Below are 13,090 nucleotides of genomic sequence, written 5' to 3' on the forward strand. Positions count from 1 at the left end.
GGGCCCTCAGACGGCGCCGGACGGCTCCGGCAGCGGGACGTCCCAGGCGAGCAGGCGCAGCAGGTCCTCGTCCACCCGCGGCCGGGCGCCGTCCGGACGAGCCTGCGGGGCGGCCGAGGGCGGGCCGGCCGTCAGACGGGCGCTGGTGGCCGTGTTCTGCTCGGCCCTGGGCCTGCGGTGGCGCTCGAAGCGGGCCAGGGCCGCCGCGGCTCCGGGGGTGTCGCGCAGCGCCTTGGCCAGGACGACGGCGTCCTCCAGGGCCATCGAGGCGCCCTGGCCGGTGGCCGGCGAGGCGGCGTGCGCGGCGTCCCCGATCAGGACGGCTCGCCGGGTCCGCCAGCGCGCCCCCGGTGCGACGTGGAGCGCGTTGGTGACCATCAGCCGGTCGCCCGTCCTGGCGACGATCCCCGCGGCCGGGGTCCGGTCCGCGCCCAGCAGCGGCGCCAGCCACTCCCGCCACTGCGCGGGAGTGGTGCCGGCGACCTCCACCGGGGACGCGGCGGGCCCGGGCACCCGGGCGAACCAGCAGGTCTCGCCGCCGGGTGAGACCAGGTACCCGAACGCGGCGCCGCTGCCCCGGACCATGGTGATCCGCTCCGGCCCGGAGGACGGCGCGGCGGCGGTGCTGTACCCGTAGAAGACGCGCTGGCCCGCGTACTCGGCCGCGGGCGCGGCCGGGTCCAGCCAGGCCCGGACGGCGGAGTGCGTGCCGTCCGCGCCCACCAGGAGGTCGCCGGTGGCACTGGTGCCGTCGGCGAAGTGCGCGGTGATGTCGGCGTCGGTCTCGGTGACGGAGGTGAGCCGGGCCCCGTGCCGGACCTCGATGCCGCGCCGTCGCGCCTCGGCCCGCAGCGCCGCGGCCAGCTCGGCGCGGCGCAGGCAGCGGTAGCGGGTCAGCCGGTGGCCGGGCTCGCCCAGCGGGACGGCGGCCAGTTCGGCGCCGCTCGCGTCGAGCACGGTCATGGTGGTGATCGGGAAGCCGAGGGCCGCGACGGCCTCGGCCGCGTCGATCTCGGCGAGGGCGCGCATCCCGTTGGAGGCGAGGGTCAGGAAGGCCCCGATGTCCTCGCCCGTGTCGGGGTGCGCCTCGTGGACGGTGACGTGGAACCCCGCCTTGTGCAGCGCCAGCGCGGCGGCCGTTCCGGCGATGCCGCCACCGATGATCCGCATGGTCGTCAACCGAGCTTCCCCTCCCGTGCTTTCCCGCCGCTCCGGCGGCCGACCCGGACTCGCGGGGGGAGCGGAGCGGCCACGGGACCATCCTGCCAGTCGCCGGGGCGGGCGGGGGCAGTAGCCACCGGGCCCCGGGTGCGGGCGGCGCACGGACCTCCCGGCCCGTGCGCCGCGCGGTGGTCAGGCCGGGCGGGTCTGCGCCCAGGTGTGGAGGCGGTGGGCGCTGTCCCCGAGGCGGGTGGCGTACAGCGTGGCGGCCGGGCCGCCGGCCAGGTCCTCGGAGGTGGTGGTGACGCCGACGACCGTACCGGTGCCGGTCCTGGTGTCGAACGTCGCGAAGTGCGGGCCGCCGCTCGCGCCGTGGCCCATGTCGCAGGGCTCGCCCCACAGCAGGGGGGCCGCGGTGCCGGGCCGGGCCGGTCCGGCGCAGTGGATCATGCGGGATCCGGCGTACTTGGCGCCGGGGTCGTTGAGCCGGTCCTTCGGGTAGCCGAAGGTGTGGACGAACTCGCCGTCGACCGGCCGGGTGAACGCGATCCGCTGACTTCCCGTGACGTCCGCGATCCGTCGGCCGTCGGCGGAACGGTGCGCGACCAGCACGCCCGTGTCGTAGCCGGCCACCGCGAGATCGGCCGAGGTCGTGCCGCCCGGGTCGGCGTCCCAACGGGAGGAGGTGGCCGCGCTCCTGATGACGAAGCCGCCGAGCGGCTTCGTCCCGTTGCGGTAGCCGGGCACGAAGTAGAGGTTGTGGTGCCAGGTGTCCTCGGCGGCCGGGGCGCCGACGCCCCGCAGGCAGTGCGCCGCCGTGATGACGGTGCTGCGGTTGGCGCCGTTGACGACCGTTGCCGTACAGCTGCCGTCGTAGCCGTCGCTGAAGGTGAAGAAGAGCCGGCCGACGCTCCTGTTCACCGCGCCGCCGTGCGTCCAGACGCCCCCGGGGTCCGGCGTGTCCGCGGGCAGCGGCCGGGGGTCGTCGGCCGTGTCGTCGTCCTCGGGCACGGGGGTGATCTCGGGAACCATGGCACCGGCCAGCTTCATCCGCTCCGGCGTCCAGTAGGTGTCGATCCGGCCGCGCTCCTGATCGGTGGTGGCGCCGGCGTGCGCGGTGACGGACTCCTGACCGGCGGGCGCCGCGGCCAGGGCCGTGTTCGGCAGCAGCACGGCGGCCGCGACGGTACTCAGCAGGAGGGCTCCCGCGGCGACGAACGTGCGGGGAAACGCCCGGGGGAGGGTGCGGTGGACGGCGCGGGGCACGGCGCGGTCAACGGCCGGCACGGCTCGGGTGCGCGACCGGCTGTGGGTCCGGCCGTCGGGGCGACTGGTTCGACCATGGGTTATCGACATGTCCGGCACGCTACGGACGGATCGTCAGACCTCCGTCAGGAAGGGGTCTCATCCCTTCATCGATACCGTCAGGTTCCGGTAAAGGCGTTACGTCCCCGTATCGGCGCGGGCCGCCACGCGCGCCCCGTGCGCCGCTCCGCGGAACCGGCCCCTCTCCGGTGCGGCACTAGGACAGGACCTGACCCAGATGGCTCCTACCTTGGTTCTCGGCAACGGAGAACGAACGACGAAGGCGGACACCATGACCGACACCACCACCACCGCGACCACGCCCGAGCAGCCCGCGGCGGCCGCAGCCGGCGGGGAGCGGGCGGAGCTGCTGGAGGCGCTGGGCAAGCAGCGGCACTTCCTCCGCTTCACCACCCGTGACCTCACCGACGAGCAGGCAGGGCGCCGGACCACCGTCAGCGAGCTCTGCCTGGGCGGTCTGATCAAGCACGTCGCGAGCGTCGAGCGCGCTTGGACGGCCTTCATCCTGGAAGGGCCCTCGGCGATGGGCGACTTCACCACCATGACCGAGGCCGACTGGGAGCGGCGGAACAACGACTTCCGGCTGCTGCCCGGCGAGACGCTGGCCGGTGTGCTGGAGGACTACGCCGAGGCGGCCCGCCGCACGGACGAGCTGGTCGCCGTCCTGCCCGACCTGGACGCCTCGCAGCCGCTGCCGAAGGCTCCCTGGTTCGAGGCCTCCGCACGCTGGTCGGCGCGCCGCGTCCTGCTGCACCTGATCGCCGAGACCGCGCAGCACGCCGGTCACGCGGACATCCTCCGCGAGGCCCTGGACGGCTCCAAGAGCATGGGCTGACGGGCGCCCCGGCGGACCCGGAAACGCCGGTGTCCCCCGCGTCTCGACGCGGGGGACACCGTGCGGCCCCGGGGACCGGTCAGCGCTTGACCGCGACTCCGGCGTAGGCGGGGGCCGCCTCCTGCCAGCGCGGCGGGAGCTCCGCCTGCGGCCGCCAGAGCGGCAGTTGGACCAGGCCGGGGTCGACCAGCTCGAAGTCGCCGAAGAACTCCCGGACCTCCTCCTGGGCCCGCAGGACCAGCGGCGAGCTCGCGCGGCTGTAGACCTCGGTGGTCTCGGCGGCCGCCCGGGCGGTCATGAAGTCCTGGGTGCCGTGCGAGAGGATCAGCATGCTGCCCGGCGCCAGCGCGTCCCGCAGCCGCGCCACCGTCTCGGCGGCGCCCTCCTCGTCGCGGACGAAGTGCAGCACCGCCACCAGCATCAGCGCCACCGGCCGGGAGAGGTCGAGCGCCTCCTTCAGGCCCGGATCCCCCAGTATCGCCTCCGGGTCCCGCAGGTCCGCGTGCAGGACGCTGGTGTGACCGGCCGGGTGGTAGGCCAGCAGGGCGCGGGCGTGCGTGAGCACGATCGGGTCGTTGTCGACGTACACCACCCGGGCGTCCGGAGCCACCCGGTGGGCGACCTCCGCGGTACTGCCCACGGCCGGGATCCCGGTACCGATGTCCAGGAACTGGCGGACACCCCGGCCGACGGCGAACTCCACCGCGCGCCCGAGGAACTCACGGTTGATCCGGGCCCCGAGCCGGGCGTCGGGCATGGCCGCGATGACCTTCTCGGCGGCCTCCCGGTCGGCCGGGAAGTTGTCCTTCCCGCCGAGGTAGTAGTCGTACATCCGGGCCGGGTGCGGGGTGCCGGTGTTCAGCTCCGCCGGCGGCTGCCACTCCCCCGCCGCCACCGGCCCCGACCAGCCGGTCATCGCATCGTCCCGCATGACATCCCCACTCGTCCTGACAGCAAGTCATCTCATCCTAAGCACACCGGGAATCCACCACCCCGCCCCGGCCGCGCGACCGGCCCGGCGGCCCCGGTCGCCCGCACGGTGCTCACGGCCCTGACGCGCGCCCGCGCCAGGGCCGTTCGGCTTGGAGACCGAGAGCCTGTCGACGGTGTGTCGACTCATGGCACGCTCCTTCGTCCCGGCCGGGAAACCCGGTATCGGCGCAGGCGGGAATCGAGGGTGGCGCCGGGCACGCCGGGGCCGAGCGGACGCCTGACAAGTAATCAGAACCAAACGGATTTCAACGTCATGTGAAATGTCACATGACTTGGCATCCTCTCGTCAAGAGCTCCGTCACGCCGAGATCAACCTGTGACTCAACGCGGCGCGCAAGGGGTTCTCCCGCGCCGCGCCGCGCCGAGTGACCGTCACGGACGAGTCTGTGCAAGGCACTTGAGGACGGCCAGCACGTGTGCTTCTCTTTGCTGCGTTGCTTTCTGTTGAGACTTTCGAACAGAAACGAACGGCAGCGGGCTGCCGATCCCCCACCCCCCTTCGCGCACCCTGGAGCGCCCATGCGGATACCCCTGCGCCGAGCCGTGCCCCGAGCACTGAGCCGTGCGCTGCCCCGTGCCCTCGTCGCACTGTCCCTCGCGGCGACCGGGCTCGGCACCGTCGTCCTCGGGACGGCCGCCCCCGCGGCGGCCCTGGACAACGGACTCGCCCTCACCCCGCCGATGGGCTGGAACTCCTGGAACACCCTGGGCACCGGAGTGACCCAGGAGGAGGTCCTCCAGACCATCGACTTCATGGCCGCCAACGGGCTGGTCCAGGCCGGCTACGACACCGTCACCATCGACGACGGCTGGTCGCTCGGCCACCGCGACGGCCAGACCACCGACCTGGTGAAGACCGCGTACGGGGCGATGCAGCTCTACGACGCCAACCGCAACCCCACCAGCGGGACGGACGGCACCGGATTCGACCTGACCACCGGCCACCTCGTCCCCGATCCGGCCCGCTACCCCGCGCACACCGTCAACGGGCAGACCCTGAACGGGATCCAGTACCTGTCCTGGTACGCCCACAGCAAGGGCATGAAGTTCGGCCTCTACGCCACGGACACCTACACGACCTGCCAGGGCCGGCCCGGCAGCCTGGGGCACGAGTCCACCGACGCCGCCGACTTCGTCGCCTGGGGCGTGGACTTCGTCAAGTACGACGACTGCCCCTACGGACCGCAGATCATCGGGCCCGACGGCCACAACTACTGGACCCAGGGGGAGGGGAGGGAGCTGACCCGGTCCATCTACGCCCGGGTGCGCGACTTCCAGCAGGCGCTCGACGCCGCCTCCCGGGCCCAGGGCCGCCCGCGGGTGACCCTCAGCGTCTCCGCGCAGCCGGTGCACAGCGGGGTCCCCTACCTGCTCGCCGGCGATGACCCGGCCCGCACCGACCCGGTGGTGGTCGCGGCGGGCACCCCCGCGTTCGAGGCCCCCGGCTACGCCCCGACCGGGGTCTGGTGCGGACAGGTGGCCAACCTCTGCCGGATCGGCGGCGACCGCGGTCCGGACCTGGAGGGCGTGCTCTACAACGGCCAGCTGCAGACCGCCCTGAAGTACCCGGGCAACGTGCGGCCGGGCAGCTGGAACGACCTGGACATGATGTTCGCCGGCTGGCAGAACCCGTACGGCGTGTACGGCGTCACCGACACCTGCCCCTGCCACAAGCCGATGTCCGTGACCGAGTCGCGCAGCGAGATGTCGATCCTCGCCATGCTGGCGTCCCCGCTCATCTCCGGCGCGGACCTGCGCACCGCCGCGGACTCCCGGCACACCCGGGACGGCCTCACCTGGTCCACCGGCATCACCGCCGAGCAACTCGCCGTCTACAAGAACGCCGATGTCATCGCGATCGACCAGGACCGGCTGACCAGGCCCGCCACCCTGGTCGGCACCCCGCCCGCCGGCAGCACCGCCCCGATCGTCCTCAAGCGGCAGCTCGCCGACGGCGACACCGCCGTCCTGCTCGTCAACCAGGACCCGGCGGGCTACCGGAACGTCTCCACCACGCTCGCCGAACTCGGCCTGACCGGCCCCGGCTACTCGGCCAAGGACCTCTGGACCGGCGCCACCGGCAACGTGACCGGCGCGCTCGGCGCCCAGGTCGAGCCGCACGGCGTCGTCCTGTACCGCCTCAAGCCGCTGCCGGGCACCGGGCCGGCCGCGGTCATCGGCGACGGCCGCTACCACGGCATCAGCGCCGGCGGCACCGGCGGCCAGGCCCTGGAGGTCCAGGGCACCTGCAGCGCCCCCGACGGCTCCCCCACCGACATCAACACCTGGTGGAGCTGGCACACCTCCGAGCAGTGGAACTTCGCGCCGAACCCGGACGGCACGGTGCGCATCACCGACAACTGCTACACCGACACGCAGCGCCACGGCACGCTGACCGGCGCCGCCGTCGCCGGTCAGCCCGCCCGGGTCCGGAACGCCTGGGACCCGGCCGACCCGGCCCAGAAGTGGCGCGTCCTCCAGAGCACCGCGACCGGCGCGCTGACCATCACCAACGTCGCCACCGGTCTCGTCCTCTCCGCGCCGCAGACCGCGGCGACCTCCCCGGTCGTGACCGGCCCGCCCGACGGATCGTTGGTCGGGCAGTCCTGGAGCCTGCTCTCCTGACGCGCCGTCCGCCGGAAACTCCCCCGTCTCCCGGCTCCGGCGCAGCGCCGGAGCCGGGGCCCCGTCCCACCCGACACCCCTTCTCTGGAGGACCTTTGCGCTCCCCCGGCACCGCACCACCGCGCCGCGCCGCACGGTCGCGTCGCACGGAACTGCCGCGCCGCATGGCCTCGGCGCTGACCGCCCTGGCCCTGTTCACCGGTGGCGGCGCCCTCGCCGTCGGCCTCGAACTCGCCACCGCACCACCGGCGCTGGCCCTGGACAACGGCCTCAATCTGACGCCGCAGATGGGCTTCAACAACTGGAACTCCACGCACTGCGGCGCCCAGTTCGACGAAGCCATGATCAAGGGCATCGCCGACCTCTTCGTCAGCAAGGGCCTGAAGGCGGCCGGCTACCAGTACGTCAACCTCGACGACTGCTGGGCGCAGCCGCAGCGCGACGGCGCGGGCGACCTCGTCCCCGACCCGGTCCGCTTCCCGCACGGCATCAAGGCGCTCGCCGACTACGTCCACGCCAAGGGGCTCAAGTTCGGCCTCTACTCCAGCGCGGGCGACCACACCTGCGACGTCAACGGCTTCCCCGGCGGGCTCGGCCACGAGCAGCAGGACGCCCGGCTCTGGGCCTCCTGGGGAGTGGACTACCTCAAGTACGACAACTGCCACAACCAGGGCGTCGACGCCCGGACCCGCTACCGGGCGATGGGGGACGCGCTGAAGGCGACCGGCCGCCCGATCCTCTACAGCATCTGCGAGTGGGGCAGCACCGGCCCGTGGGAGTGGGCCCCGCCGGTCGGCAACTCCTGGCGCACCACCGGCGACATCGACGACACCTGGGACAGCATGATCGCCATCGCCCAGGCCAACCAGGGCCTGGCCGACTACGCCAAGCCCGGGGCCTTCAACGACCCCGACATGCTGGAGGTCGGCAACGGCGGCATGACCGCGACGGAGTACCGCACCCACTTCAGCCTCTGGGCCGAGATGGCCGCGCCCCTGATGATCGGCACCGATCTGCGCACCGCCGCCCCGGAGACCCTGGCCATACTGACCAACACCGATGTGATCGCGGTCGACCAGGACCCGCTCGGCCGGCAGGGCTCGGTGGTCTCCAGCGAGAACGGTCTGGTGGTGATGTCCAAGCCCCTGGCGGACGGCGGCCGGGCGGTCACCCTGACCAACGAGGGCTCCTACGACGCCACCATCACCGTGACCGCACGGACCCTCGGCATCGCCGGGGCGAACTCCTACAAGGTCAAGGACCTCTGGTCGAAGAAGTCCAGCACCGGCGACGGGACCGTCAGCGCCGTCGTGCCGGGGCACGGAACCGCGATGTTCCGGGTCACCCCGGGCTCGCCCGTCCCCCCGCCCACCGGGGTCACCCAGCTGAGCGACCTCCCGTTCGGCACCGCCACCAACCAGTGGGGACCGGTCGAGCGGGACCGCAGCAACGGCGACATCCAGCCCGCTGACGGCCACACCCTCACCATCCGCGGCACCGCGTACGCCAAGGGCCTGGGGGTGCACGCGCCCAGCGAGGTCGGCGTCCACCTCGGGGGTGCCTGCCGGAACCTGGTCACCGACGTCGGGATCGACGACGAGACCTACGGCAACGGCTCGGTCAGGTTCCAGATCTTCAGGGACGCCGCCCTGGCCGCCGACAGCGGGCCGATGACCGGCAAGGACCCCGCCAGACACCTCACCGCCGACCTCACCGGCGCCACCACCGTCCGTCTGGTGGTCACCGACGCCGGCGACGGCACCAGCTACGACCACGCCGACTGGGCGGGCCCGCGGCTCGCCTGCGGCAGCGGCCCGGCCGCCGGTGCCCACCAGCTCTCCGACCTCGCCTGGACGTCCGCCGGCAACAGCTGGGGCCCGGTCGAGAAGGACATGAGCAACGGCGAGAACCAGGCCCGGGACGGACGGACCATCACCATCGCGGGCACCACGTACGCCAAGGGCCTGGGCGTCAACGCGCTCAGCCAGGTGGTCTACTTCCTCGGCGGCTCCTGCACCTCGCTCAGCACCGACGTGGGGGTGGACGCCGAGGCGAGCGGCCGCGCGAGCGTCTCGTTCGAGATCTACAAGGACGCCGTCAAGGTCGCCGACAGCGGCCTGATGACCGTGACGTCGGCCCCCAGGCACCTCACCGCCGACCTGACCGGCGCCGAGGAACTGCGGCTCGTGGTCACCGACGGCGGCGACGGCACCATCAGCGACCACGCCGACTGGGCGGGCCCCGTCCTCAGCTGCTGACCACCCGCACGGCTCGAAGGCGCGGCGCCGGACCTGGTCCGGCGCCGCGCCCGGGCCGTTCCCCCGCCGGGAGCACCGGCCGACCCCGTGCCGGGAGCGCCGGGGCGGGCGTCACGGGAGCCGGTCGGGGTCGGAGGCCGGCAGGTCGGACGGCTGCCACTCGATCATCATGATGGTGGCGTCGTCGGTCAGGGTGCTGTCCTGGTTCTCCAGGAGGGCGTGGATGAGACGGCGCAGCGCCTCGGGGGCCGCCTCGCCGGCCGCGGTCGCGCGGATGACGAAGTCGGCGAAGCGCTCCAGCCCGAACATCTCGTGGTTGGTGCCCTTGGCCTCGATGACGCCGTCGGTGTAGAGGAGGATCCGGTCGCCCGGCCGGAGCGAGAAGGTGTGCACGGCGCGCGGACCGCCCGACAGACCCGACAGCCCCAGCGGTGGCTCGGCGGTACGGGTCAGGGCGTCCGCGACGACCTCGTGGCCCCGGATCAGCAGCGGGGGCGGGTGGCCGCAGTTGGACCAGTGCAGGGTGCCGGTGGCGAGGTCGAGCCGGGCGAAGATGCCGGTGGCGAAGCGGTCCGGGAACCAGCGCTGCAGGGCGTCGTCGATGGTGTCGACGAGGTCCGGGAGGTCGGCGCCGTTGCGACGGGCGTTGCGGCAGGCCGCGAGGGCGACCGCGGCGGTCAGACCGGAGGCGAGGTCGTGCCCCATCGCGTCCAGCACGGCGGCGTGCAGGACGCCGGCGGCCAGCGAGTGGTCGAAGGCGTCACCGCCGAGGTCGTAGGCGGGCTCCAGGACCGCGGTCGAGATGACCTGGCCGTTGCAGACGGTCCGCAGGGGGAGGAAGGCCCGCAGCATCTCGGCCGGCAGGCTCATCGTCTCCACCCGCGTCCCCCGGGCGTAGCTGTCGCTGGTGTCGCGCTTAGAGGTGATCACCATCGCCAGCATCGCGGCGAGGAGCCGGCAGCGGCGCACCGCGGCGTTGTCGAGCGCGGCGGTCCGCACGCCCAGGACGCCGAGCCGCTCGGCGCCGTCGACCAGCGGGAACCAGGCGAGCAGCTTGCCGTCGTCGCTCTCCGCCACCCGCAGCCCCCCGGTGCGGTACGTCCAGCCGGCCAGCGTGCCCTCGATCGGGAGGGCGGCACCGCCGCCGAGGGCGAACAGGTGGTTCTGCTGGATGTCGGCCAGGTACACGGTGCTCACGCCGATGCCGAGGGTCTGGGCGTACTGCTGGGCCAGCACCGGGACGTCGGCCGGGTCGAGCGTGCGTCGCGTGGTGAGGAACTGTTCCATCAGCTGCTCACCCAGGTTGAGCGGCAGGGTCTCGTCGGTCATCGCTCCAGCCGAGCCGGGCCGGACCGCGCCGTCCAGCCGACGCGGAGGGAACGGGCCGGAGTCACCCGCACGTGGGCCGCGCGGTCGGCCGGACGGTGGACCGGGACCGTCCCCGGCACGCCGGGGGCGAGCCGGGGACGGTCAGGCGGGGTGCCCCGCGTCGATGTCGGTGACGTCGCGGAAGGTGAGCGGCGCTCGGTCCGCGGTGGTCCGGGTGTCGACGGGGTCGAGGAGGAAGCCGGTGTGGTCGCCGCCGTCGGTCCGGGCGTGGACGCGGCCGGCGAAGTGGGCCGCCGCGTCCGCCAGGACGGGCGCCCCGCCCGGTCCCGGCGTCCAGCGGACGTCCGCGAACTTGTCGGTGTCGTCGCCGGTGCGCCCGCCGAACAGCTCGGCGAGGTCGTGGCGGTGCCGGGGCAGCAGGTGGACCACCAGGAACTCCGCGCGCGACGCGACGGCGTGGGTGTGGTTCGCCTTGGAGATCCACACCGCGAAGCGCACCGGCCGGATCGAGCACTGACCGGCGAAGCCGACCAGGCACCCGGCGCGCTCCCGGCCGGCGGCCGCGGTGACGACGTACACCGGGTAGTCCAGCAGGGCGGCGAAGGCGTCGAAGTCGGGCATGGGTGTCGCTCCTTCCGTGCGGAGGCCGCGGTGGCGGCGGTGGGGTGCGTCCGGTCCTTCGCTGCCCGCTCCCGCGGCCGCCATTCCCGGGCGGCCGTTCGTCGGGCCCTCGCACGCGCGCCCCCGGCCGAAACCTACGTCGGTCGGTCCGGCGGCGCCCGCCGGGAGGACGGCGCCCCTCAGCGGCGGTGGCGGCCGGTGGGGCGCCGGGAGGTGAACGCCGGCCGCGAGGCCGGGAGGAAGAGGCGGGCCACCTCTCCCCCGAGGTTGACGCCGATGGCCAGGGCCATCGCGGTGGCGCACGCCCGGCCGACCCAGCTGCACCCGGCCTCGGGCCGGCCCTGGACGAACGCGAGCATGCCGAAGTACAGCACCGAGCCGGGCATCAGCGGCCCGAGCGCCGCCGTGACGTGCGGCAGCGCGGACATCGCCCGGTAGCGGGCCATCAGCTGGCCGAACAGGCCGACCAGCCCGGCGGCGAGCCCGGTGGCCACGATCGGCTCGACGCGGGCACCGGCCAGGACGGCGTAGGTGGTCCAGCCGACGGCGCTGTTGAGGACGACCGGGGCCAGGGTGGCCCGGTCGGTGCGCAGCAGGACGGCGAAGGTCAGTGCCAGCAGCATCGCGGCCGCGAGTTGGAGCGGCGGGTTCACCGTGCTGCCCGGCGCCCCGTCGGGGGTCAGGTCGGCGTCGTTGCTGACGCCCAGGTACAGCACCGTCATGACGCCGATCACGATGCCGGCCATCAGGTACAGCACTTCGAGCAGCCGGGCGGCCGCGGTGAGGTAGAAGCCGGTCAGGCCGTCCTGGGCCGCGGCCACCAGCGGGCGGCCCGGCAGCAGGGCGAACAGCCCGCCGGTGATGACCACGGAGCCGCGCAGGTGGAGCCCGTTCAGCGAGAGCAGGCTGCCGATCGTCGCGGCCGGTGTCGCGGCGGCCACGAAGCCGTAGAACTCGGGCAGGTCGTGGCGGGCGACCAGGGCGGCCAGCCGGTCACCGGTCAGGGCGGCGACGAAGGCGGTCCCGAAGACCAGCCAGGCCCGGCCGTCGGCCCGGCCGCCGACCAGCAGGGTCGCGGAGCCGGCCAGCAGCCCGGAGGCGAGGACGAGGAGCCAACCCGGGTACGGGGGCCGGCGGCCGAGCAGGACGGTCAGCCGGTGCCGGGCCTCCTCGGCCGCCACCTCGCCCGCCGTGATGGCGGTGACCAGGCGAAAGACGGCGGCGAGCCGGGTGTAGTCGCTGGCCGGACGGCGGACCGCGCGTTCGGCCGTCAGCGGCGCGACGTCCGGCGTCGGCTGGTAGGAGATCGCCACCAGGGTGTAGGTCACCTGCGGCTCGCAGGGGTAGACGCGGTAGGCGTGGGCGACGCCCAGCATCGCGCCCTCCACGTCCTCCGCGGACTCGCCGCTGGCGAGCAGCGCCTCGCCCACCCGCAGGGCGAGGTCCAGGACGCCCGACGCCTCCGCCGGGCCGGGCCGCTGCCGCGGTTCTCCGCCGGCCGCGAGCGGGCGTTCGGCCATCGGCATGCGCACCAGTGGCCGCATCCGGTCCGGCCAGGGCGTGTCCCCGCGACCGGCGCGCCCCGGGACGCTTTCCCCGCCGGCGGGCGGCCGGGGAGCGACAAGCCCGCCGCGGGCGTCCTCGGGCCCGGGGCCGCCCGGCGCCGCGGGGTGCGGGGCGGGGGTCGCGCCCGGCTCCGGCCCGGGGTCGCCGGCGTCGGGCCGCCGGCCCGGGTGACCTTGCTCCGACACCGCCGCTCCTCATCGTCGAGCCGCGCACCGGGGCGGTCACCTGCGGCGGGGTGGCCGCTCGGCGGCGGTGCGGGACCATCACGTTCCACTACGGATGGTCATGATCGTGCTACCCGAAGTGACCTGCGGGGGAACGCCCAGGGCGGCGCGCGGGCCGCTGCCCGGCGTCCGGCCGGTTCCGTACGCTCGGC

9 protein-coding genes are annotated in these 13,090 nt (G+C 74.2%); 3 read left to right on the forward strand and 6 right to left on the reverse strand.

Translation table 11 applies throughout. The features are described 5' to 3' along the window. Positions 1-6: 6 nt before the first annotated feature. Positions 7-1,170: an FAD-dependent oxidoreductase gene (locus tag ACZ34W_RS20425; protein ID WP_465606169.1), complete on the reverse strand. Its 1,164-nt coding sequence runs from the start codon at positions 1,168-1,170 to the stop codon at positions 7-9. A gap of 183 nt (positions 1,171-1,353) precedes the next feature. Then, positions 1,354-2,517 carry a trypsin-like serine peptidase gene (locus tag ACZ34W_RS20430; protein WP_465605966.1) on the reverse strand — a complete coding sequence of 388 codons (1,164 nt, stop codon included), beginning with the start codon at positions 2,515-2,517 and terminating at the stop codon, positions 1,354-1,356. 241 nt (positions 2,518-2,758) lie between these two features. Between ACZ34W_RS20430 and ACZ34W_RS20435 the strand changes: the two genes are divergently transcribed. After that, positions 2,759-3,322 carry a DinB family protein gene (locus tag ACZ34W_RS20435; RefSeq protein ID WP_329485676.1) on the forward strand — a complete coding sequence of 188 codons (564 nt, stop codon included), beginning with the start codon at positions 2,759-2,761 and terminating at the stop codon, positions 3,320-3,322. Positions 3,323-3,401: 79 nt separating this feature from the next. Here the strand turns inward: ACZ34W_RS20435 and ACZ34W_RS20440 are convergent, their stop codons facing one another. Continuing rightward, positions 3,402-4,253 (reverse strand): SAM-dependent methyltransferase, encoded by an 852-nt coding sequence (locus tag ACZ34W_RS20440; protein ID WP_329485677.1) that lies wholly within the window; start codon positions 4,251-4,253, stop codon positions 3,402-3,404. Positions 4,254-4,834: 581 nt separating this feature from the next. Between ACZ34W_RS20440 and ACZ34W_RS20445 the strand changes: the two genes are divergently transcribed. Both ACZ34W_RS20445 and ACZ34W_RS20450 read left to right on the forward strand, forming a co-directional pair. Next, on the forward strand, positions 4,835-6,940 hold the full coding sequence (locus ACZ34W_RS20445) for an alpha-galactosidase (protein ID WP_465605969.1): 2,106 nt from the start codon (positions 4,835-4,837) through the stop codon (positions 6,938-6,940). A 164-nt stretch (positions 6,941-7,104) separates the two neighbouring features. Next, complete coding sequence (locus tag ACZ34W_RS20450) at positions 7,105-9,198, forward strand: NPCBM/NEW2 domain-containing protein (RefSeq protein WP_465605971.1); 2,094 nt, start codon at positions 7,105-7,107, stop codon at positions 9,196-9,198. Positions 9,199-9,309: 111 nt separating this feature from the next. On the opposite strand, the gene ACZ34W_RS20455 is transcribed toward ACZ34W_RS20450, so the two are convergent. From ACZ34W_RS20455 to ACZ34W_RS20465, 3 genes are all read right to left on the reverse strand, one after another. Next, positions 9,310-10,527 carry a PP2C family protein-serine/threonine phosphatase gene (locus tag ACZ34W_RS20455; protein WP_352287928.1) on the reverse strand — a complete coding sequence of 406 codons (1,218 nt, stop codon included), beginning with the start codon at positions 10,525-10,527 and terminating at the stop codon, positions 9,310-9,312. A 141-nt stretch (positions 10,528-10,668) separates the two neighbouring features. Further along, on the reverse strand, positions 10,669-11,148 hold the full coding sequence (locus ACZ34W_RS20460; protein ID WP_329485681.1) for a flavin reductase family protein: 480 nt from the start codon (positions 11,146-11,148) through the stop codon (positions 10,669-10,671). 179 nt (positions 11,149-11,327) lie between these two features. Then, positions 11,328-12,674, reverse strand: coding sequence for a threonine/serine exporter family protein (locus ACZ34W_RS20465; RefSeq protein WP_465605974.1), 1,347 nt, complete (start codon positions 12,672-12,674; stop codon positions 11,328-11,330). Positions 12,675-13,090: the final 416 nt, after the last annotated feature.

The organism is Kitasatospora sp. NPDC022856 (genome assembly GCF_055561235.1).

Excerpts from the sequence above, each read along its gene's own strand:
- ACZ34W_RS20425 (WP_465606169.1), bottom strand. The coding sequence starts at position 1,170 with ATGCGGATCATCGGTGGCGGCATCGCCGGAACGGCCGCCGCGCTGGCG.
- ACZ34W_RS20430 (WP_465605966.1), bottom strand. The coding sequence starts at position 2,517 with ATGTCGATAACCCATGGTCGAACCAGTCGCCCCGACGGCCGGACCCAC.
- ACZ34W_RS20435 (WP_329485676.1), top strand. The coding sequence starts at position 2,759 with ATGACCGACACCACCACCACCGCGACCACGCCCGAGCAGCCCGCGGCG.
- ACZ34W_RS20440 (WP_329485677.1), bottom strand. The coding sequence starts at position 4,253 with ATGCGGGACGATGCGATGACCGGCTGGTCGGGGCCGGTGGCGGCGGGG.
- ACZ34W_RS20445 (WP_465605969.1), top strand. The coding sequence starts at position 4,835 with ATGCGGATACCCCTGCGCCGAGCCGTGCCCCGAGCACTGAGCCGTGCG.
- ACZ34W_RS20450 (WP_465605971.1), top strand. The coding sequence starts at position 7,105 with ATGGCCTCGGCGCTGACCGCCCTGGCCCTGTTCACCGGTGGCGGCGCC.
- ACZ34W_RS20455 (WP_352287928.1), bottom strand. The coding sequence starts at position 10,527 with ATGACCGACGAGACCCTGCCGCTCAACCTGGGTGAGCAGCTGATGGAA.
- ACZ34W_RS20460 (WP_329485681.1), bottom strand. The coding sequence starts at position 11,148 with ATGCCCGACTTCGACGCCTTCGCCGCCCTGCTGGACTACCCGGTGTAC.
- ACZ34W_RS20465 (WP_465605974.1), bottom strand. The coding sequence starts at position 12,674 with ATGCCGATGGCCGAACGCCCGCTCGCGGCCGGCGGAGAACCGCGGCAG.